Below are 20,913 nucleotides of genomic sequence, written 5' to 3' on the forward strand. Positions count from 1 at the left end.
ATTTATTCCATCTCAAAACTAATTAATTCTAAATGGCGAGGATTTTTCATTAGTTCTTTTGCTACTAATAAACCAGCGATAGTCCAGATTTGTTTCTTCCTAGCTTCCTTACCAATTAATCGACCATTCTTACCATCGTAGTATTCTGGCCATTCATCCTTAACTAAACGATTTTCGGCAATTTCAATAGCTTTTTCGGCAATCTCTGGACGATTTGTTTTTTGGGCTGCTGCTGTTAGTAACCAAAGTAAAACTGGCCAATTCCCACCATTATGATAAGACCAAGGAATATTTTTTGGGTCACAACCCGTAACAATTTGCCACGAAACACCCTCAAGGGCAGGAAAACAGATTTTCATTGGCATATATCCAATTAAATCCTGCCAGCGTTGCTCAATTAAATTCATAATACTTTCAGCTTCTTCCTCACTGGCTAAAGAGGTAATAATAGACATTAAATTACCCAAAGTAAAAAAACGAAAATCCATCCGTCCAGGACCCAAATTACCTGCGAGATAACCACCAGTTTCTGGCAACCACTCTGTTAACCAAGTGGGAATAGAATCAGGATAAATATTAAATCTGTTCGCTACCTCTTTGCCAAATTCCTCACCTTTATAGCGATAAATCTCATTTAATCTATTTAAATCAATCCAGTAATATTCACGCAGATGATAGGTGAGAGGTGCTAAACGTTGGTTGAGATTCTGAATACAGAAAGCACTATGATTATTGGGCAATAGTAGTTCCTTTGCGGCTCGTAAAGCAGCATAAAATAGCACCTGAATTTCTAAAGGATGTTCATAGACACCCATACGACGATCAATCATAAAAGCGCCATCGGGAACCAACATAGTTGGATACATCGCAAACCGATGAGCAAGGCACATTTCTAAAATTAGTTTGATTCCCTGTTGAAATTCGGGTTGTTGGGCAAAGGAGATATCCCCTGTGGCTTTTACATAAGCTCGAAGTAAAATAATCCACCACAAGCAAGAATCAACAGGTGGAACTCTTGCGATCGCATGTTCCCCAAAATCAGCAGTTAAATATTCTTTATCATCCTCTACAACTACTTTAAAACTAGCTGGCATGAGTCCTGGTCCCGGTTTAAAGGAGTCCATTTGTGGTTCATGACTCTGCAAACTGAGAGTTCCGGTCAAAAAATTGCGGACAATCTCGGTTTTCCCGTTAATCAAAAAAGCCAGTGCTGATAAGACAAAATCACGAATAAAACATTGGTCATAATTAAGTGCTTGTGACTCTATATCTAAAGCTGCGACTGTACCAATCGGGCAACCATGATAATTAATAATCGACTGTTCAAGTAAGACCCAAGCTTCTGTGATGACATCGTTTTTTGTTCTCATAGCAATCCATAATTAAGTGGTGAGGTGGAACTAATTACACAATCGTCTAAGTCAATGATTTCATATCTATACAAAGTCCTGTGGAATCATTTTCCAAAACTAGTATAAATCGATGAAGTTTTACCCTGTATATTTGCTTCTTTTGGAATTGGACGATATTGTAACCAGGCAAATAAAACCGCAGTGCTGAGAAAAATTAATGTGATAGTTGCCACTAATTGAAGCATGATACTGTAACGCATATAAAGATAAACCAAATGTATATTTGATGTTTAGATAATGAAGATTTTATTTGTGAGCAAACATGAGAATTATTAATTTTATATTCCCAAAATGTACAGATAACAACACTACGAATCATGTATAAGCATATGATTAATAAACCTATAAATTAAAGTTAAACAAGATTGTAATGTTCCATGTGAACGTGAGTGACAGGTACTTCTAAATCATGTAAAGCTCTCTCTACCTGATCCATCATTTTTGGTACAGCACAGATGAAGTAATTTCTTGTTGCTGGACGCTTAGGAATGTAGCGCTTGAGTAATTCGCGATCAACATATCCAGTTTCCCCTGACCAATCCTCCGGTGCGTCCCTGAGAACATGGATAACTTGTAGGTCTAATTTGTCTTTTAAAGCTTCAATTTATTCTCGGTAAGTTACATCTTCCCAAGTCTTATTTGCATAAATTAACAGCAGGGGACGCTCATCTTGACGTTCTGCCAAGGTAAGCAGCATACTTAGAATTGGCGTAATCCCGATACCTCCTGTAATAAAGACAAAGCCAGCAGTATTTTCATAGCGGTCTGTGGTAAAAACTCCATAGGGACCATCAAGGAAAGCTTTAGTACCAGGTTTGACATCTTTGATGGTGTTAGTAAAGTCCCCTAAAGCCTTAATGCCAAATTCGATGCGATCGCCATTTTCTGCACTCGAAGCAAAAGAAAATGGATGTTCCCGCATTCTAAAGGGTGAGATTTCCAAAGTTAACCAAGCAAATTGCCCTGGTTGGAAGTGAATTCCTTCATGTCCTCTAGGACGTAAAACTAAATTCCAGACATTACCCCGTTGAGGGATGCTTGCTTCTACTAAGTAAGGTTTTTTCTGCATAAAATAGGGTTTGACCAAGCGGACGTAAATCAATAACCATAACGCTGCTAGGGCAATACCAGTCCAGATAATTCCCTTCCAGAATAGTCCCAGATAATTACCCACACCTAAAACATGTCCTAAAGCAAATGCAATAATCGCAACTGCTAAAATGCCATGAGCTATCCGCCAAAGCTCGTAGGGAATATGAAGCTGTTTACGCCAAATGGAGGTGATAATAATCGCCATCAGCGCCAAAGTCGCTATCACTGCCATTCTTGCTCGCCAGGGTGCTTGCAAAAAATTTAATAGTTGCAGTGTTTCTGGCTTATGAATGAACAAAACTATCGGGTGAGTAAGGATGAAAAAGAATGCAACTATTGAAGTGTAGCGGTGAAACTGAAGAATTAGGTCAACACCATAGGATGCTTCGATGCGGTTAATGCGGGCAGTCAGGGCAAATTGCATAGCCATCATGGCTAAACCAATAAAACCCAAAGCCGCAGAAAATTCTAACCAAAAACTACGTTCTTCATTTGGTGTAGGTGGGTATAAAAGTAGTATAAATAGGGGTAACAGAATAATCACAAGATATGCGCCTATCCAAGATGCCACTATGACTACAGGATTTTTCATCAATAAACTTCTCATAGGTGCATCCCTCCTAGCTTTGTGGTGGCGATATAACTTGTAATTTCTCTTTTGTTTTGATACTCAGTGTGACGATTCTGAGATATGAGGTAATTACCCATGATTGGACTATCTTAATTAGGTATATTCACAATCTCAAAATTAAGAACTGATATTTTGTCTTTATGAGTGTTTTCAAAGGGAATATTTAGGTTTTATGAAGTAAGCGGTGCTATGAGTCTCAAGAGAATAGAATTAATGATTGCCAAAGCAATTGAACCTATTGCAGCACTCCAAAAGCCGTACCTTAAGCTAAAGCCAGGGACAATCACAGCAGATAAACCAAAGATAATTGCATTTAAAACAAAAAAGAATAAGCCCAACGTTAGGATAATGAGTGGCAGGGTAAAAAAGCTTAAAACAGGAAGTAAAAGCGCATTCAAAATCCCAAAGACTGCGGCAGTGATTAAAGCTTTACCAAAGTTATCTATTTCCACGCCTATCGGTAGTCGAGAAATAATCAAAAAGCTGATAGCTGTAACTAACCAAGTAATTATCAACCCAACCATAAGAAAAAACTCCTTGCCAGTAACATTTCGACTTCGTTCAAGCAGGTCGATATTTTTAAGTATTTGTAATAAATGTGAAGAGAAAGTGACTAATTGACTATGTTGTCGCCTGGTTCAGCTTGACAAGATGCAAGAGCGATCGCATTATTTCTCTTAAGTGAGGGCAAATCAGGCGATCGCTCTCACATTAAAAAAACAACTCTCTTATCCCCTCGCTGCCGATTTCCACAGCCAAAGCCGCTAGTAAAAACCCTAAAAGCTGAGTAATAATCACTTCACCTTCCGCACCAATCCACTTATCGATATTGCTAGCCAAGCGCATGATTAACCAAGTTACAAACATCGCTCCTAAAAGACCCAAAATCACGCTTACATGAGGACTAGGAGACTCTGACATTAATAACATTACAGTAGTTAAAGTTCCGGGACCAGCCAGTAAAGGTAAAGCTAGCGGAGTAATGGCGACATCACGTTCTCGCTCAATCACGGGTGTATCTAAATCGCCCCGTAGCATTTGTAGCGCAATTAACAGCAGTAACAAACCACCAGCCACCCGCAAGGAAGCAAAGCTGATATCTAAATAATTCAAAATAAACTTCCCAGCAAAAGCAAACAGCAACAACACACCTATTGCCACCACAATAGCTTTATCAATTACTCTATTTCTTTCTTCTGGTTCCATGCCTTTCGTCAATACCAAAAGTATGGGGATATTACCCACTGCATCAGCAAGTACAAAAACGGCAACAAAGGTTTTGATTAAAATTGGTATATCCACAGCAAACCAGATTATCAGGGCTTGTTAACAAAGTAACTCGAATTTGGGAAAGGAGAAAGGAAAAAGGGAAAGGGGTAAATGACAACCTAGAAATTGCAGCCGCCAACAAATAACCATTAACAATTAATAAGTAACTAATTTATGACTTTTTCGAGCGATGATAGTAGTTTAATAACCACCCTGCGTTATTCGACTGTTTGTTATTGAATCTATGAAGTCTTATTTAGCCGCCGCTATTCAAATGACAAGTGTGCCTGATGTGTCAAAAAACTTGGCACAGGCAGAGGAATTTATTGATTTGGCTGTAAATCAAGGTGCCCAGTTGGTGGGTTTGCCGGAAAATTTTGCGTTTATGGGTGAAGAAAATGAGAAACTCGCCCAGGCAAATAGTATCGCCCAGGAAACTGAGAAATTCCTGAAAACTATGGCGCAACGCTATCAAGTAACAATTCTTGGCGGTGGCTTTCCGGTTCCGGCTGAATCTGGCAAGGTTTACAATACTGCTTTACTAATTGACGCTAACGGGCAGGAACTGAGCCGTTACCATAAAGTCCATTTATTTGATGTTAACGTTCCTGATGGCAATACTTACCGAGAATCTAGCACTGTTATGGCAGGCAAGGAACTCCCAGAAATCTGTGTGACGGAAAAACTCGGAAATATTGGACTTTCGGTTTGTTATGATGTCCGTTTTCCGGAACTTTACCGGCATTTATCCGAAAAGGGAGCAGATATTTTGTTTGTACCTGCTGCTTTTACAGCATTTACCGGAAAAGATCACTGGCAAGTTTTATTGCAAGCCCGTGCGATTGAAAATACCTGTTATGTCATTGCCCCAGCACAAACGGGAATTAACTATGCCCGTCGCCAAACCCATGGACATGCGATGATTATTGACCCTTGGGGAGTAATTTTAGCTGATGCCGGAGAAAAACCGGGAATTGCGATCGCAGAAATTAACCCCTCCCGACTGGAACAAGTCCGTCGGCAAATGCCCAGCCTCCAACATCGGATGTTTATTTAAGGGCAAGGGAAAAAGGGGAAAAGGAAAATTATTAATTTCTCTTCCCCATTCCCCATTCCCCATTCCCCTATTAACCATTAATAATCCAGCAAATAACAAATTATTGAAAATAAAGAAAAACTTTATCGACATCTGCAATTTTTCTATTCAAAATAGAAGCGTTAAATCTAAATTGATTGCAGAAGGTAAGCCCACTTGAAGACTCGACTCATAGTCTTTTTTCTAACTGCAACTCAGTGCTTTTTAGTAGGTTGTAATCTACGAAATCCACCTCAAAGACGAGAGCCTCAAGACCCTTTCACTACAGAATCAGAGCCTCTCCCGAATACCGATCGCCGCAATAATGATCGCAATAACGACCGTAATAACGATCGCAATGATGATCGCAATAACGACCGTAATAGCGATAGCGATCGTAATCGAGAAGACAATTTTGACCGCGATAGAAGAAACCAAGAACGCGGTAGTGATAGAGAAAGAGACAGAGAACGCGATCGAGAATTTGATCGAGATAGAGGAGGTGAAAGAAGATACGAAAAAAAGCACGGTGTTCCAGGTTCAGACATCAACAGAGTACATGTGACAGCACATGAAATGGCGTTTCGCATGTCGCGATCGAGTGTCTCACCTGGAAAAGTTGATTTTCTCGTGACGAATACCAGTACAGTTTCCCACGAAATGACTGTGATTAAGACTGACCTTCCTGTTAATCAACTACCAGTAACTAACAAAGGTCAACTTGATCAACAAAGGGCTGGTAAGCTAGTTGGTGAAATTAACGCTGCCGAACTGAAAACAGGTGCAACTAAGTTACTCAGTCTTGATTTAACTCCTGGTAACTACCTGATTATTTCTAATTTACCCGGACAGTTTCAAGCTGGCATGATAACTCAATTCACTGTGAAGTAACTTGCAATTTTGGTTACTAAAACTAGTGTTTGAATAAAAGCTCGGTTTCTGTAGATGAAGTCACGAGTATCTTCGTACTTTTCCTCAGAAACTGGGTTTCCCTAGTCATAAGGTATTAATTACAAAAGAGACCAAATTAGCAAAAAACCGAGGAACTCAAATACTCCCCGGTTTAGTCATATCTATAGTATAAAGATTTAGCGATTTAGCTATTTTGGGTACGTCCAAAGGACGTGCCCCTTTTATTCGTGATCTGAGACACCTACACTTACAGACTAACTGATGTTGCAGTGTCAGCTTGCTGTTTCAGGTAATTATTGTTGATTTAATTACACTTTGGCAGCAGCCTTTGTCAAAGCAGTGAGTTCACCCTTGGCATATTTAGCAGCAAAGTCATCAAGGCTCAATTGCTTGATTTTGCTTCCATTACCAGCAGTTTCAAATTGTTGGTAGCGTTCAGCACAAACTTTCTGCATGTATTTGATGGAAGGCTTGAGGAAGTGACGGGGGTCAAACTCCTTAGGATTAGAAGCTAAGGCTTCACGCACAGCCGCAGTGATTGCCAAGCGGTTGTCAGTGTCAATATTTACCTTACGGACACCACACTTAATACCTTTTTGAATTTCTTCTACAGGTACGCCGTAGGTTTCAGGAATTGCACCACCATACTGGTTGATTATTGCAATCAAATCTTCTGGCACTGAGGAAGAACCGTGCATTACCAAGTGGGTGTTAGGTAAACGACGGTGAATTTCTTCAATCCGGCTGATTGCTAAGATTTCACCAGTTGGTTTGCGGGTGAATTTGTAAGCACCGTGACTGGTTCCAATTGCAACCGCTAAAGCGTCTACTTGAGTTTGTTCTACAAACTGTACAGCTTCATCAGGATCGGTCAAAAGTTGAGAATGGTCAAGTTTACCTTCAAAGCCATGTCCGTCTTCGGCTTCGCCCATACCAGTTTCCAAGGAACCCAAGCAACCGAGTTCACCTTCAACACTAACGCCCAAGGAGTGAGCAACTTTTACTACTTCACGGGTAACATTAACGTTGTACTCAAAGCTAGCAGGGGTTTTTGCATCTGCTTGTAGCGAACCATCCATCATGACGCTGGTGAAGCCATTCTTCATTGCTGAATAGCAAGTTGCAGGCTCATTACCATGGTCTTGGTGCATGGCAATGGGAAGATGAGGATAAGTTTCTGCCGCAGCCAAAATTAAGTGGCGCAGGAAGTTCTCACCAGCATACTTACGAGCGCCACGGGAAGCTTGTAAAATCACGGGGCTATCTGTTTCATGGGCAGCCTGAACAATTGCTTGAATCTGCTCCAAGTTGTTAACGTTGAAAGCTGGGATGCCATAACCGTTCTCAGCAGCGTGATCCAATAATAGCCGCATTGGTACGAGCGCCATAGATAGTCCTCCTAATATCGTTGTTCAGCTAATCGGTTTTAGACAAGCGTGTTTTTATTTACGCTAATCTCAATCTTAAGGTTTTTTTCAACTTATAGGAAATTATAACTAGTGATTGGTGCTTATGTTGAAAAAGTTTCAGTTTTGGATACTGGTGGTATGCGATGATTAGTTCTTTACTTGTCCCCATGCCCTTTTGAGGTCAGCACTCCGGTTGACATGCCTTGAGCGTTTTGATATGAGGCAGATGTCAGTTATGCAAGTTAATGATTATCTATAGTTAACTCGAAGCACTAGTTATTAACCGTTTATTGTTAACATTTCTTAGTTTTTTCAGTGTGAAACTAGTTTTTTCAAGGTAGAAATTTAAATATGGGTCGCCCGGGACTCGAACCCGGAACTAATCGGTTAAAAGCCGAGTACTCTACCATTGAGTTAGCGACCCTTGCCTTGAGTTGTTTTCAGCTTATTTTATTTCTAAGCTACTTTTGGCTTTTTGTTTAAGTTTGGTTGTTTTGCAACTTCGTTATTCTACCACAACCATCTATAGATTTGTAAAGGGGGTAGACTAGAAATTTCCTAGAAAAAATTGGCACTCAGTTTAATGGCAGTCTGATAGTTGTCTCCAGGCGCAATCATTGTGATTTTTTCGCCTGTATTGATGGAGTTACGGGGAGCGCTCCAAGGTTCAATGCAATAGAATTCTTTGCCCTTGAGAGTCCAAAATACCAGGGTTGAGAAGACATCTTCATATTCGAGGCAGAGTTTCAGATTGCGATCGCGATCGGTCACTGTTGCCGATTTCCCACTGAGTTGCTTGAATGCGACATCAATCTCGTCTGCTCCAAAATCAAAGTTACCACTAAAGGATTTGGTTTCTTTAGTTTTATGATCGAAGTATTCCTGTGAGGGGATATCAAAACTCAGTTTGCTTTTATCTCGCACGAGGAAGTAGGGATGAAAGCCAAAGGAACAAGGCATCGCCACATCGGATTTGTTTTGGTAGGTTTGGGAGATGTCTAGGATGTTTCCTTGCAATTTGTAGGTAAATATGACTTCAAAATCAAATGGATAAACCTGCTTTGTGGATTCGCCGCTTGCCAATCTCAAAGTCAAAGTTGCTGAATTCGCATTCGCTTCTTGTCCTATCACTTCCCAAGGTAAATCGCGGGCAAATCCATGTTGCTTGAGGGTATATGGCTTGCCGTTGTGAGTGTAGCTATTATCGGGTAAATTACCACAGATGGGGAATAACACTGGATTACCACCGCGTACACTCAATTCTGGATTGGCAAAGCGTTCTGTATCGAGATACATGATATCGCGCCCATTTACCTGCCATTTCGTAATAATTCCACCACGTTCCGGTACAACTTCTAGTACAGAAGCGCTACTTTCATTCTTGAGTACGTAGGTTTTGTACTGTCTTTGTTCCAGGGATATAGAATACATAGATTTTTATGATTTTCAGGAATTGGGTATTAATCATGATTTCCCCTCATTCCCATGCAAGGCATGGGAAGAGTCAAGGAATCAAAGCAAAGTGGGGAGACAAGTCAATCAAACAAATCAATCAAACCAGTCAATAATTTTTTCCCTTTTCCCTTCTCCCACCAATTTTATTGCTCATCCTCAGCAAAAATATAGCGATATAATTCGCTGGGATTTGGTTCAGGGCTACTTTCGGCAAATACGACCGATTCTTCAACTTCGGTTTGAATTTTCCGATCAATTGCCTTGAGTTCTTCCTCGGTAGCCAAGTTTCTCTCAATTAATTGATTTCGCAACTTCTTAATTGGATCACGAGCAAACCAAAATTCTTTTTCTTCTTTACTCCGCAACTCATCGGGATCTGCCAGGGAGTGTCCTCGGAAGCGATAGGTTAGTGCTTCAATGAGGGTAGGACCTTCACCAGCACGGGCACGACGCACGGCTTCTTTGGCAACTTCATAAACCGCGAGAACATCCATCCCATCTACTTCTACACCAACCATGTTAAAAACACTGGCTTTTTTGTAGATTTCAGGATCAGATGTCGCCCGTTCATGTGCCATTCCAATAGCCCATTTATTATTCTCGACCACAAAAAGTATGGGCAACTTCCATAATGCTGCCATATTTAGTGTCTCGAAAAATTGACCGTTGTTTGTGGCTCCGTCTCCAAAAAAGCAGGCTGTGACTTGGTCGGATGTTTGATCACCCATCACTTCGCGCCGATACTTACTTTGGAAAGCGGCACCAGCTGCTACAGGAATACCTTCAGCAATAAACGCATATCCACCCAAGACGCGATGTTCGGCTGAGAACATGTGCATTGAGCCACCACGTCCTTTACTGCATCCCGTTTCCTTGCCAAATAGTTCTGCCATGACTTCGCGGGCGGGAACACCAGCGCTGAGGGCATGAACATGGTCGCGGTAAGTGCTGCTGACATAATCTTCACCCGGTCGCATGGCTTTGATTACCCCACTGGATACGGCTTCTTGACCGTTGTAGAGGTGGACAAAGCCGAACATTTTGCCTCGATAGTACATTTCGGCACACTTGTCTTCAAACATGCGTCCGAGTACCATGTCTTCGTAAAGCAGCAAGCCTTCTTGTTTAGTGATTTTTGCGGAAGCTGCGTCAAAGGTTGGTAACGTGCGTTCTTGAACCATTATCTTTTGAGTATCCCCGTAGTAACACTGAAAGTTACCATAGCTGTTAATTAAGGAAGAATAGCCAGCGCTGATAGTAATTCAGAATTCAGGAGTCAGGACTTAGGAGCCAGAATTGCTGAAAATTGCGCTATGTTTTTGGCTATATACTGGCTATAGACTATCAATTAGAATAACTTGCTTTCTGCATATTCATTAACAATTTCAATCAATTCCCTAAGAAGTCTTTCATCATTGCCAAATTGGTAATTCAGTACAGGTCGTTAACAGAAACTTATGGCTGCAACAACTATGATCTAGCTCTAGGTAATTGTAACGATATTAACCTCATGATATAATTCTTTCGCTATATGGTAGCGCTAATTAACTTTTGTAGTATATAATTTTTCGCACATCAGGGGAAAGACTTGATTTAACTGGGTCTGAACGATTAATGTCGCGATCAGTTAAGTGGCTTGAAGCTGAAAATAGTTAAAGTTACTGCAAGTACAAGTTAAGCCAGATGTAAGTTTATTTACTGATGTCTTAATGTTGCCTTAAGGTCGGGTATAGCAAAAATCCGGTTCTATGAGGCTGAATTTAAAGCCGATGAGGTTAGTTTGAAAAGACAAGCTCTGACGAACAACCTTTGGTTCCGGTTTCGGTAAACACATAATTAATGTTTATGTCTATCTCTATTGTTGAGATGGTCTGGGTAAAAGAGTAAGTGCAATTTTTAATATACGCGGCATGGGGAAGTAGACTGTGCGAATTCCGCTAGATTACTACCGAATTTTAGGATTACCGTTGGCGGCAAGTGAAGAACAATTGCGGCAAGCTTATAGCGATCGCATTGTCCAACTGCCACGACGGGAATATTCTCACGCGGCGGTGGCATCTCGAAAACAATTAATAGAAGAAGCTTACGTGGTTTTATCAGATACGAAAGAGCGCAAAGCTTACGATAAATTATATTTAGCACATGCCTATACTCCTGACGCTGGCAAAGATGTAGCCGTAGCAGTCGAAAACAGAGTTGCTGCTAATGCTGAAAAGATTGATACTCGTGCCTTAAGTATTGAAGTTAATCAAGATGAGTTGGTGGGGGCTTTACTAATTCTTCAGGAATTAGGCGAGTACGAACAGGTACTCAAGTTGGGTCGCCCCTACTTAGTTAACAAACAGAATTCCTCACACCACAAGCTTGACAATTCCACATCTAACTCCACATCCAACATAGAACTGGATACAGCTTTAGAACGTCCCGACGTTGTCTTAACAGTCTCCCTTGCTTGCCTAGAACTCGGTCGTGAGCAATGGCAACAAGGTCATTATGAAAATGCCGCAATTTCCCTGGAAACCGGCGAAGAACTTTTAGCCCGTGAAGGTATGTTCCCCAGTGTGAGGGTAGAAATTCAAGCCGATTTAAATCGATTGCGACCCTATCGTATTCTCGAATTACTGGCGCTGCCGGAAGACAAAACATCCGAAAGACGGCAAGGGTTGCAATTATTACAAGAAATTCTCGAAGAACGCGGTGGTATTGATGGTTCTGGAAACGATCAATCAGGGTTGAGCATTGATGACTTTTTGCGCTTTGTGCAGCAACTACGTCATTACCTCACTGTTAATGAACAGTACAAATTATTTGAGGCAGAAAGTAAACGACCTTCATCTGTCGCAACCTATTTAGCAGTTTATGCTTGCATTGCACGGGGCTTTACCCAGCGTCAACCTGCTTTGATTCGCCAAGCCAAGCAAATGCTAATTCGCTTGGGTAAGCGTCAAGATGTGCATCTAGAACAATCATTGTGTGCTTTATTATTGGGGCAAACCGAAGAAGCAACACGGGCGTTAGAACTTAGTCAAGAATACGAAGTATTAGCCTTTATTCGGGAAACATCCCAAGATTCCCCCGACCTTTTACCAGGTTTGTGTTTATATGGGGAACGTTGGTTACAAAATGAAGTATTTCCCCACTTTCGTGATTTAGTCTCGCAATCTGCCTCCCTCAAAGATTACTTTGCAAATCCACAAGTCCAATCATACTTAGAAGCTTTGCCCGCAGGCGGCGAAAATGCGAGTGATGAGGGGAATGGAATCGATCGCCCACCAGTTAACCACGCAGCCAGTAATATAAATCCGAGCGATCGCCGTTATCATCGCCCCAATCATCCCCATAATATTAACTATCGACCAAATTATAATAGCCACCCATCGGAACTAGAACCTTCCCCAAATCCACCCAATCAAAATCGACGCGAATATTCAAGTTTTTCCCCCGAACACAGAACTCCTAGCAATAGTGCATCTCGCAATGGCTATGGCGCACCATCTGTCAAGGGAGTTGATGGTTATGGTGCGAGCGATCGCCGGGAATATGCCAATACCAATACATCGGCAACAAGACTCAAGCAACGCCAACGTTCCGGAAATACCACCCAAACCCCAAATCATCGAGAAACAGTGCGATCGCGACGCAAAACTCGCTCTTCCTCCTTCCCCGCACAATTACTACTGAAATTATTTGCTTCTATTGCTGGTATCTTCTTATTGTGGCTAATCATCAGTAACGCTTTTGGATGGTTAAAAAATATACTGATGCCAGCTCCGCCCTTACAAGGAGAACAACTGGCAATACAGATTAACGAGCCACCTCTGAAGATTCCCGAACCAGGTACTCAGGAAGCGTTTTCCCAACCGACATTAACAAAAGAGACGGCAACAGAAATTGTCCAAACCTGGCTAACAGCAAAATCTGCGGCTTTAGGAGCAGAACATGATATTGATAGTCTCAATGAAATTTTAACTGGTTCCGCTCTATCTGACTGGCGGGGAATAGTTCTACAAGTGAAGGCAGACAACCGCCATCGCCAGTATGAACATGCCATAGAGGATGTATCAATTAGAACTGATGCGAGTAATCTCGAACGTGCCTCAATTGAAGCATCTGTCCAAGAAAGAACCACTTATTATCAAAATAATCTGCTGAAGACAAGCGGTAAAACAGAAAAAGTCAGAGTTAGGTACGAATTGGCTCGTGTGGAAGGAAAATGGCGTATTCGCAATATCTCGCTTTTAAATACACTGGCAACACAATAACCTATTCATCGGAGACTTTTCAATACGGTTCGGTTCAACAAAAATGGCTTTTAGCAGTTAGCTGTTAACTATTGGCTTTTAGAATTGCGTATAGATGATTAATTCTGATTTTTACCCTTTTCCTCCCTAACTGAATCGTATTGGGAGAATTTTTTGATTGAGTATTACCCTTGTGTTGGCTCAATTGTCTCTAATATGGTTAATATTTAATTATCAGGGTAAACGAAAAAGTATTCGCTAATACTTAAACCCTTTTATTTTTGTGTGTATTGACAAATACACAATATGATTGACTTCAGTATTAATCCAATAAAAATTAATCATTAAATAAATTCTGTCTGATGTTTCATGGGCGACACTTTATTTCAAGCTTATACACCTCTAATTGTCTGGACAGGATTAGGGTTAATCATATTTAGATTTGTGCCTAAGTGGTTTCCGAAAATATTAGGTCGTTGTCTATACTGGGTCGGAATTCCAATAGAACTAATTGCTTTAGCTCGTCAGGGTAGTTCTTCAGAATATCAGCAGGTAATTAGTACCCCTTTTTTAGCACCTGTGATTACTATTGGTGCATTAACAATCGGCTTAATTGTATCTCTGTTGTTTTTGTGGTTATGGAAAAATTCAATTTCGTCACCAGCACTTAATAGTAGTAGCGAAGGTAGTTTTCTTCTGGCTGCTATTTTGGGAAATACAGGTTTTGTGGGGTTGGCGATCGCACCTGCTTTGGTTGATGCAAATGCTTTAAATTTAGCAGTATTATTCAGTGTTATCCACAATATTGTTGGTCCTTTTGGTGTGGGTGTTGCGATCGCTAGCTACTTTAGTTATTCCCGACAACACAATAAATGGTGGAAAATATTACTTGATATATTAATGGTTCCAGCATTGTGGGCATTTATAATTGCTAATTTAACTAAGCAAATCCAATTACCGGAAGTTGTGGAATTTAGTCTTCAGCAGTCAGTGGGTTTTGTTATTGCTTGTGCCTTTTTACTCACGGGCATTAGACTGTCCCAACTCCAAGGATGGAAGAGTTTAAAATTAGCTTTCTTACCCGCTATTTTGCGAGTGGTTGTTATCCCTCTAATTGTAGGCATTGCCACTACATTTATTTTTAATTTGCCGAATTCTTCGCGCTTGGCAATGGTATTGATGTCGGGAATGCCTTCTGCATTTGTGGGTTTAATTTTGGCAGAAGAATATAATTTAGACCGAGATTTAATTGCTAGTAGTATTTTAGTCTCAACAATATTATTACTCTTCGTATTACCTCTGTGGGTTCTAATATTTGGATAAGAGAGTGGTTCTAGTTCAGATGTTAGAAGTATTATTTTACTCAATGAAGATATACGAGTAAATACTAGGTTGTGCGATCGGATTGATAATTTTTATCTTTCCAGTTCAGTCCATAAATATTAAGGAATGTGAATTAAATAAAGTGCAAAAGTAGGGTGTTGTTAGCGCAGCGTAACGCACCATTTCATATTCGTTCAGAATTGCAAGTTATTAAATTCCTGTTCCTAACCATAAACATTAAGTTCTCACCTCACTCAAAATTTGAAAAGCCTTAATTTTGCATCATTCTAGCCTGATATTTGCTTCCAACTTAAATTATGTCAAGAAAACATAACAAACTGGGACTCATAAACCATCCCTTGAGTCCCGTAAATGCCATATTTGTCATGAAAACTTGACATAACGCTCCCCAAAAAACAAGTAAATTCGTCAAACCCTTAAAAATATACCCTCTGGCTACTTGCCCTTTGATGGGGGGTCTTGGTTAATATTCATTTACAGAAGGTTGATTTCGATCCCAAAGAAAAACGGATCGGCTAAAACTGACAAAATAAGTAGTACGTAGACCAAAGATAAGAAAACTTTAAATTTGAAGTTTCAGTAAATCTATAGATAGACAGGACAGAAGTCATTCCACACAAATGGCATTTGAATTGATCAAACATGAACCAGGGGAAAAATCACTTGGAAAGTAACTGGAGTCTAAGCTCATGTCACAAGAACGTCCGCCACTAGAAGAAATGACACTGCGCCAATTACGTAGGGTAGCTAGTGCTTATGGAGTCTCTCGCTACAGTCGAATGCGTAAATCGCAATTACTCGCAGCTATTCAAGAAGTTGAGCGCAGCAAGCTTTCGTTAAATTCACCCAATCAATCTCATTTACTGGAGGCTCAAGAAGTCGTGGAAGCAGCAAAATTCGAGTTAGGGCAAGTCGATCGCAATGCCGGAAATCTCTCTGATGTAGATGAATTTTTGGCAGATTTACCAGGCGGTTATGGTGAGAGCCGCATTGTCTTAATGCCACGCGATCCACAATGGGCTTATACCTATTGGGACGTGCCCGTCGAACATAAAGAAGAATTGCGTCGCAATGGTGGACAGCAATTAGCGCTGCGGATTTACGATGTTACTGATATCAACCTTGAATACCAAAGCCCCCACAGCATTCAGGAATATCCCTCTGATGAAATGGCACGTGAATGGTATTTGCCAATTCCTGTAAGTGATAGAGATTACGTTATTGATATTGGTTATCGCTGTGGTGATGGTCGTTGGTTAGTCTTGGCTCGTTCTGCCCGCGTCCATATTCCTCCTGTTTACCCTAGTGACTGGATTGAAGATGTCTTCATCACAGTTAACTTTGAGGATGACCTACGTGGTCAAACTTTATACGAACTCGTTCCACCTGCGAAGAAATTTGCGGCGACTGGCTCTGCGAACGGAAATGCAATTTACGAACAAATTTTTGGCATGGCAGAATCAGCAGAAGCTATGCGCGTAGCTGGTTCGTTGTTTGGTTCAATGCAGCATGTTCCAGGTTCGATGGCTCCCGAACAAGCTATTAGCTCCTACGTCTTCCCCTCTGGTGTGGGCATGTGGGCAGTTCCTACCACATCTGGTTTAAATATGTCTGGTGTGGGAATGTCTGGTGCTGGTTTCTCTGGGGATGTACCCATGCGTCCACGCAAATTCTGGTTAATTGCGGATGCTGAGTTAATTGTTTATGGTGCAACTGAACCTGATGCCACTGTAACTATTGGTGGTCGTCCGATTAAACTAAATCCAGATGGTACATTCCGCTTCCAAATGTCCTTCCAAGATGGTTTGATTGATTACCCAATTATGGCAGTTGCCGCAGATGGCGAGCAAAACCGTTCCATTCACATGAAATTTACCCGCGAAACACCTTCTCGGAATACCAATACTAAGGATGAAGCTGTTTTAGAATGGCTTTCGTAATTTTAGCTTGATGAATGACTCGCATTCAAGCTGACATTTAAAGCCGACATTTAAATCAATAAGATTAATATCCTCGATTCTTAGAAATCGGGGATACTTTTTGATTTTTGATGATGTTTGAGTAGTATCGATACAAAAGACAGGGTTGAACTACCAATTCTTCAGTTTATCTCTACTCTACCCTACAGGAAAGAGACAAAATACTTTTAACTGGAGTGAGTATTCCGAATTATAAACGCTTCTCCTAGAGCTTCTACAACTGTTTTCATAGTCCTAATATCCGTCAGCATCCAGGGGTGAATTAGTGCTGGCACTATTACCTCGCGTCCAAATGACATTTGTGAGCTTGTCGCGGGAACTATCATTAAATCATAGGGTGTCCAAATCGAGGTAAAGTTTATCTGCCTCAAGATGTTGACATCAGCATTTAAATCCTTGAGAAACAAACTATCGGGACGCATTTGCACGCAACCAGGACGTTGGGATGCATAAGCCATGACTGTACCATAGTGGGGAGAGGAAATAGTAATAAATCTCTGTACCCGCTTAATTCCTCCGAGTCGCTGAATATAATAGCGACTGACTATTCCCCCCATACTAAAAGCAATAATATCGATCGCTTGTTCTTCTGGGAAGTTAATAGCAATGTACTTGCCAAGTTGCTGTGCTAGTTTATCTAGCCCTACATCACCATTATTGGGAACCAAATCCAACGTGTGTACTAACCATCCCTGATTTCTCAAGAAAGTCGCCATTTTGTCAAACACGGCTCCGGTATCATTTATTCCATGCACTAATACAAGTTGATTCTGATTTGTCTGATTATGAAGTTTAGGCTTTTCTATCTCCATGATTTTACGAATCAAATAATGTAAAATATTTTACTTGAGATAGTTGCGATCGCGTCATTCATCTCAATATTCATCTCGATTGAGAAAAATAGCAAAACTTGTCAGAGATAAAGCTGATTTTGACAATTTTTCGTTTCTCCTGTCCCCCTACGTTGGATTGCTGATTTCGCCACCATCATTGGAACTACAGGAGAGATTAAGTAAATTTTTGTAAACATATATGATACAAAACATTGCTTTAAACAGAGTAAAATCTCATAATATCTATATAGAGTGTCACATATCTTTAGATGCTACTTATCTGGTATATTTTGGGTATTGACTTTCTGAGTCAAGTGTCATTTTGTTGTTGGAGTGGAAACATCTAAAAATAAGTAGATTGTGAAAAGCATAACATAGAAACAAAAGTGATTAAATCTCGAAAAATAAGCAGAAAATAGGTCATTGACTTAATTTTTATGACCTAATTTTTATGGGGATAAAGACAAAATTATTTACATGAAATTTTGTCGTTTGTAAAGTGCTAGCTAAACTAAAATTTACAGCACTAGTTAACTATTCAAAAGGGTAAAATATTACCTATTTTGCCTAGGTTCCATTCAATCATTATTCAGAGCAAGGGAGAGATAGTAATCATGTTTGGATTTATCAAAAATTTAGCTAAAAAAAGCGACAATAATTTCTATTTAGAGCTTAAGGATAATGAAGAGAAGAAGCCTTCCCAGGAAGCAAAATCTGCTCCAGAGGAAAAACCTGCTCAACCCGTAGCTGTACAACCTACACCTGCGACAGTACCTACCGCCACTTCTAACGGTAAGCCCACCAAAAAAGAAGATGCAGCTCCAGCAAAATCTGCGAAAGTCAAAGCCGCAAAAGGTGCAAAAGGCGCAAAAGCTGCACAGGTAGAGAAAAAAGTGGAAGTTGTCAAACCGATGGATCCCGCAGAACTAGCAGCCGCAGCAGTAGCGAGAAAGCCAGAAAAATCTGGTGATAACAACTTTGCAACTAAGTATCTTCTTACTCCTAGCACGAATGGTCGCCGCCGTCCAGGTGCGAATATGAATGCGTTCTTGGAAATGGCGCGTACAGTGAAGACACCTGTTCAGAAGTAGCAGTATCTCAATACCCGACACCCTAATCACAATTTTTCGTCAATACTAATCCACTATATAAATGAAATGCTGGGTCCCAGTTACTTGCTTCTCTGCGAAACAGATGGGTGTGAGGTTGGATATGACTCAGCATTTCGTTTTGGTCTAATATTGTTTCGGCAAAGGATGTAAAATCAGACCAGATTTTCACCTGTGGTAGTTGTTGATTAAGCCAATGAGTTAAGTTATTCCAGTTAATCCTGAGAGTGTTGCTATTGGCTGTAGTTGTAAAGTCGATTCCTTGTTTGAATTGATAACTACTATCATGAAAGCGGAGGATACATTTACGTTTGGGTAGGTGTAAATCGCAAAATTGTGTATAGTCTTGTGTTTTGGTTTTGCGATCGATTTTGAGACGGTTACTGAGGTTGACTACTTCTTCAAAAATCGGTAACAATCCTTGAACACGTGCTTTGACTTCCGAAGGCGCAAATGTTAAAGAACCAAGTTGTTCAGATTGGTTGGTGCAAACTATGGTGATGGGTGAATCAATTTCTGGATTAATTTCTGGATTAATTTCTGGATTAATTTCTGGATTAATTTCTGGATTAATTTCTGGATTAATTTCTTGCAAATACTTAACTTGAAAAACTTGGATTTGTTGTATTGCAGTTAAAGTTGACCAAAAACAAGGTATTTTATTTTGCTGAAGTTGTTCACCGTAAAATTTCAGTTCTCCAATGGCACCAGTGCGGTATAAACGCCAGCCACGACTAGGTAGTAATAGTCTGGCATTATAAGGTTCAATCTGCATAATTTTAGCGAACTTTTGAGCCGCCTCAGTTTTAAGTTCGTTGCTAATAGCTTCTAAGATTAATATCCCCGGCTCATTGGCATTTTCATCGGATGTCGCTTGGGAAATAGCACGTTGGCGTTCTGCTTCCGTGATTTCCCGGAGTCTTTGTAATCCTTGTCTAGCTTGAGAGAGGATTTTGCTGTTAGTGGTGTTGCGTAACAATTTCCGATAGATTTTTTCGGCATCTTCCCATTTTCCCGATAGTTCTTGGATTTTGGCTGCATACAGCTTTACCATTGGGTCATCGGGTGTTTCTTTTAACAATTGCTTAAGTAATTTTTTGGCGGTTTTATAGTCTTTTTGTTCAAAGGCAGCAGCAACCTGTTCTAGCATAGGTGATTAGTTTATTTATTAAAAAGATAAGTCACGCAGAGGCGCAGAGAGATATATCTTTTATACTTCACATGCTGCGGAGATTAGGGACAATGCCACAATTGGGGCGGTAATGGCGCGGAGGATGCGTTTTCCCAGAGATACTGGTTGATATCCGCCTGTAATTGCTAGTTCAAGCTCTGCTTCTGTCCAACCTCCTTCGGGACCGATCGCTATTATTATTTGATCATTAGTTATTATTCCTGGCTTCTGTAAGTAACTCAGCAAGTGTGAATGATTGCCGCGTCCTTCGCAAATGTATTTTTGTGTGCTAGGAAATGATGATAATGCGCTGTAGAAGCTCATGGGTTCGAGAATTGTGGGAATCATGGTGCGTTCCGATTGTTCTGCGGCTTCTATGGCTATTTTGCGCCAGCGCTCTAATTTTTGTGGACTGGGTTTGAGAAGAGTGCGATCGCTCAACATTGGCACAATATTTGTTACTCCTAACTCAGTACAAGCCCGGATAACATCATCAAATCCATTTCCTTTGGGTAAGGCTAGTAATAAACTTACAGCTATAGGTAATTCGGTGTTGACATCAAGAAGTTCTATAACTATCCCAGATTCACCCTGTAATTGAGTTAACCACCAGTTTCCAGTACCATCAATTGCAATAAACTTATCTCCATCATGCGATCGTAATACTCGGACTAAATAATGTAACTGTTCGGGTGTGAGGGATATTTTCTGTTCTTGAAGTTGTTCGGGGGAAATGACAATGCGTTGCAATTGCGCCATTATAGTTCTTTATTTAGCTGAAACAGCCAGAAGCCTCTTTATTCCTTCTAGCTTGAAAGAGTCATTAGTCATTTATTATTCCCCGCGTCCCCGCGTCCCCGTCTCTCCGTGTCCGCCTTTGATGCTTGGCGATGAAATTTTTTCATTGGGACTGCCTTCTGCCTTCACGTACTAGCATTTTTTACTTATAACTAACGACTTGAATATTCAGCATGGCAAAAT

General features: G+C 40.6%; 16 protein-coding genes, 1 tRNA gene and 1 pseudogene. 6 read left to right on the forward strand and 12 right to left on the reverse strand.

The genetic code is table 11. From position 1 onward, the window contains the following. Positions 1 to 2: 2 nt before the first annotated feature. From VB733_RS07475 to VB733_RS07495, 5 genes and pseudogenes are all read right to left on the reverse strand, one after another. A complete protein-coding gene (locus VB733_RS07475; protein WP_323339457.1) occupies positions 3 to 1,370 on the reverse strand; it encodes a glycoside hydrolase 100 family protein in 1,368 nt (455 codons plus the stop codon). A gap of 86 nt (positions 1,371 to 1,456) precedes the next feature. Next, on the reverse strand, positions 1,457 to 1,612 hold the full coding sequence (locus VB733_RS07480; RefSeq protein ID WP_323339458.1) for a hypothetical protein: 156 nt from the start codon (positions 1,610 to 1,612) through the stop codon (positions 1,457 to 1,459). Between the two features lie 155 nt (positions 1,613 to 1,767). Then, positions 1,768 to 3,111, reverse strand: a pseudogene (locus VB733_RS07485) (ferric reductase-like transmembrane domain-containing protein). 194 nt (positions 3,112 to 3,305) lie between these two features. Continuing rightward, on the reverse strand, positions 3,306 to 3,659 hold the full coding sequence (locus VB733_RS07490) for a phage holin family protein (RefSeq protein WP_323339459.1): 354 nt from the start codon (positions 3,657 to 3,659) through the stop codon (positions 3,306 to 3,308). A gap of 187 nt (positions 3,660 to 3,846) precedes the next feature. Continuing rightward, positions 3,847 to 4,437, reverse strand: a complete 591-nt coding sequence (locus tag VB733_RS07495; RefSeq protein ID WP_323339460.1) for a MarC family protein — start codon at positions 4,435 to 4,437, stop codon at positions 3,847 to 3,849. 211 nt (positions 4,438 to 4,648) lie between these two features. Between VB733_RS07495 and VB733_RS07500 the strand changes: the two genes are divergently transcribed. Beyond that, positions 4,649 to 5,461: a carbon-nitrogen hydrolase family protein gene (locus VB733_RS07500; RefSeq protein WP_323339461.1), complete on the forward strand. Its 813-nt coding sequence runs from the start codon at positions 4,649 to 4,651 to the stop codon at positions 5,459 to 5,461. A gap of 195 nt (positions 5,462 to 5,656) precedes the next feature. Next, positions 5,657 to 6,370, forward strand: a complete 714-nt coding sequence (locus tag VB733_RS07505) for a hypothetical protein (protein WP_323339462.1) — start codon at positions 5,657 to 5,659, stop codon at positions 6,368 to 6,370. Positions 6,371 to 6,699: 329 nt separating this feature from the next. Here VB733_RS07505 and fba read toward each other — a convergent pair whose 3' ends face one another. The 4 genes from fba to pdhA form a co-directional block, all read right to left on the reverse strand. Then, on the reverse strand, positions 6,700 to 7,779 hold the full coding sequence (fba, locus tag VB733_RS07510; RefSeq protein ID WP_096609183.1) for a class II fructose-bisphosphate aldolase: 1,080 nt from the start codon (positions 7,777 to 7,779) through the stop codon (positions 6,700 to 6,702). Between the two features lie 373 nt (positions 7,780 to 8,152). Then, positions 8,153 to 8,224: transfer RNA gene (locus VB733_RS07515), tRNA-Lys, on the reverse strand. Positions 8,225 to 8,358: 134 nt separating this feature from the next. Beyond that, entirely contained in the window at positions 8,359 to 9,231 is an 873-nt protein-coding gene (locus tag VB733_RS07520; protein WP_323339463.1) for an aldose epimerase, read from the reverse strand. A gap of 167 nt (positions 9,232 to 9,398) precedes the next feature. Continuing rightward, a complete protein-coding gene (gene pdhA / locus VB733_RS07525) occupies positions 9,399 to 10,436 on the reverse strand; it encodes a pyruvate dehydrogenase (acetyl-transferring) E1 component subunit alpha (protein WP_096609185.1) in 1,038 nt (345 codons plus the stop codon). A gap of 744 nt (positions 10,437 to 11,180) precedes the next feature. Between pdhA and VB733_RS07530 the strand changes: the two genes are divergently transcribed. The 3 genes from VB733_RS07530 to VB733_RS07540 all read left to right on the forward strand — a co-directional run bounded on the left by VB733_RS07530 (position 11,181) and on the right by VB733_RS07540 (position 16,780). Beyond that, positions 11,181 to 13,517, forward strand: coding sequence for an IMS domain-containing protein (locus tag VB733_RS07530; RefSeq protein ID WP_323339464.1), 2,337 nt, complete (start codon positions 11,181 to 11,183; stop codon positions 13,515 to 13,517). Positions 13,518 to 13,865: 348 nt separating this feature from the next. Next, positions 13,866 to 14,819, forward strand: coding sequence for an AEC family transporter (locus tag VB733_RS07535; RefSeq protein WP_323339465.1), 954 nt, complete (start codon positions 13,866 to 13,868; stop codon positions 14,817 to 14,819). 710 nt (positions 14,820 to 15,529) lie between these two features. Continuing rightward, entirely contained in the window at positions 15,530 to 16,780 is a 1,251-nt protein-coding gene (locus VB733_RS07540) for a DUF4912 domain-containing protein (RefSeq protein WP_323339466.1), read from the forward strand. Positions 16,781 to 16,986: 206 nt separating this feature from the next. On the opposite strand, the gene VB733_RS07545 is transcribed toward VB733_RS07540, so the two are convergent. After that, positions 16,987 to 17,631: a triacylglycerol lipase gene (locus tag VB733_RS07545; RefSeq protein WP_323339467.1), complete on the reverse strand. Its 645-nt coding sequence runs from the start codon at positions 17,629 to 17,631 to the stop codon at positions 16,987 to 16,989. A gap of 635 nt (positions 17,632 to 18,266) precedes the next feature. Here VB733_RS07545 and VB733_RS07550 point away from each other — a divergent pair. After that, the gene (locus tag VB733_RS07550) at positions 18,267 to 18,743 is read left to right on the forward strand and encodes a hypothetical protein (protein WP_323339468.1); all 477 of its coding nucleotides are present in this window, start codon (positions 18,267 to 18,269) and stop codon (positions 18,741 to 18,743) included. 22 nt (positions 18,744 to 18,765) lie between these two features. Here the strand turns inward: VB733_RS07550 and VB733_RS07555 are convergent, their stop codons facing one another. Together VB733_RS07555 and VB733_RS07560 are read right to left on the reverse strand one after the other, a co-directional pair. Beyond that, positions 18,766 to 19,911: a tetratricopeptide repeat protein gene (locus tag VB733_RS07555; RefSeq protein ID WP_323339469.1), complete on the reverse strand. Its 1,146-nt coding sequence runs from the start codon at positions 19,909 to 19,911 to the stop codon at positions 18,766 to 18,768. 60 nt (positions 19,912 to 19,971) lie between these two features. Further along, positions 19,972 to 20,691, reverse strand: a complete 720-nt coding sequence (locus tag VB733_RS07560; protein ID WP_323339470.1) for a 16S rRNA (uracil(1498)-N(3))-methyltransferase — start codon at positions 20,689 to 20,691, stop codon at positions 19,972 to 19,974. Positions 20,692 to 20,913: the final 222 nt, after the last annotated feature.

Origin of the sequence: Calothrix sp. UHCC 0171, from assembly GCF_034931845.1 — a bacterium.
GTDB lineage: Bacteria > Cyanobacteriota > Cyanobacteriia > Cyanobacteriales > Nostocaceae > Brunnivagina.

Coding starts and splice junctions, on each gene's coding strand:
- fba (WP_096609183.1), bottom strand. CDS start 7,779: ATGGCGCTCGTACCAATGCGGCTATTATTGGATCACGCTGCTGAGAAC.
- VB733_RS07535 (WP_323339465.1), top strand. CDS start 13,866: ATGGGCGACACTTTATTTCAAGCTTATACACCTCTAATTGTCTGGACA.
- VB733_RS07555 (WP_323339469.1), bottom strand. CDS start 19,911: ATGCTAGAACAGGTTGCTGCTGCCTTTGAACAAAAAGACTATAAAACC.
- VB733_RS07550 (WP_323339468.1), top strand. CDS start 18,267: ATGTTTGGATTTATCAAAAATTTAGCTAAAAAAAGCGACAATAATTTC.
- VB733_RS07520 (WP_323339463.1), bottom strand. CDS start 9,231: ATGTATTCTATATCCCTGGAACAAAGACAGTACAAAACCTACGTACTC.
- VB733_RS07490 (WP_323339459.1), bottom strand. CDS start 3,659: ATGGTTGGGTTGATAATTACTTGGTTAGTTACAGCTATCAGCTTTTTG.
- VB733_RS07545 (WP_323339467.1), bottom strand. CDS start 17,631: ATGGAGATAGAAAAGCCTAAACTTCATAATCAGACAAATCAGAATCAA.
- VB733_RS07540 (WP_323339466.1), top strand. CDS start 15,530: ATGTCACAAGAACGTCCGCCACTAGAAGAAATGACACTGCGCCAATTA.
- VB733_RS07480 (WP_323339458.1), bottom strand. CDS start 1,612: ATGCGTTACAGTATCATGCTTCAATTAGTGGCAACTATCACATTAATT.
- VB733_RS07475 (WP_323339457.1), bottom strand. CDS start 1,370: ATGAGAACAAAAAACGATGTCATCACAGAAGCTTGGGTCTTACTTGAA.
- VB733_RS07500 (WP_323339461.1), top strand. CDS start 4,649: ATGAAGTCTTATTTAGCCGCCGCTATTCAAATGACAAGTGTGCCTGAT.
- pdhA (WP_096609185.1), bottom strand. CDS start 10,436: ATGGTTCAAGAACGCACGTTACCAACCTTTGACGCAGCTTCCGCAAAA.
- VB733_RS07560 (WP_323339470.1), bottom strand. CDS start 20,691: ATGGCGCAATTGCAACGCATTGTCATTTCCCCCGAACAACTTCAAGAA.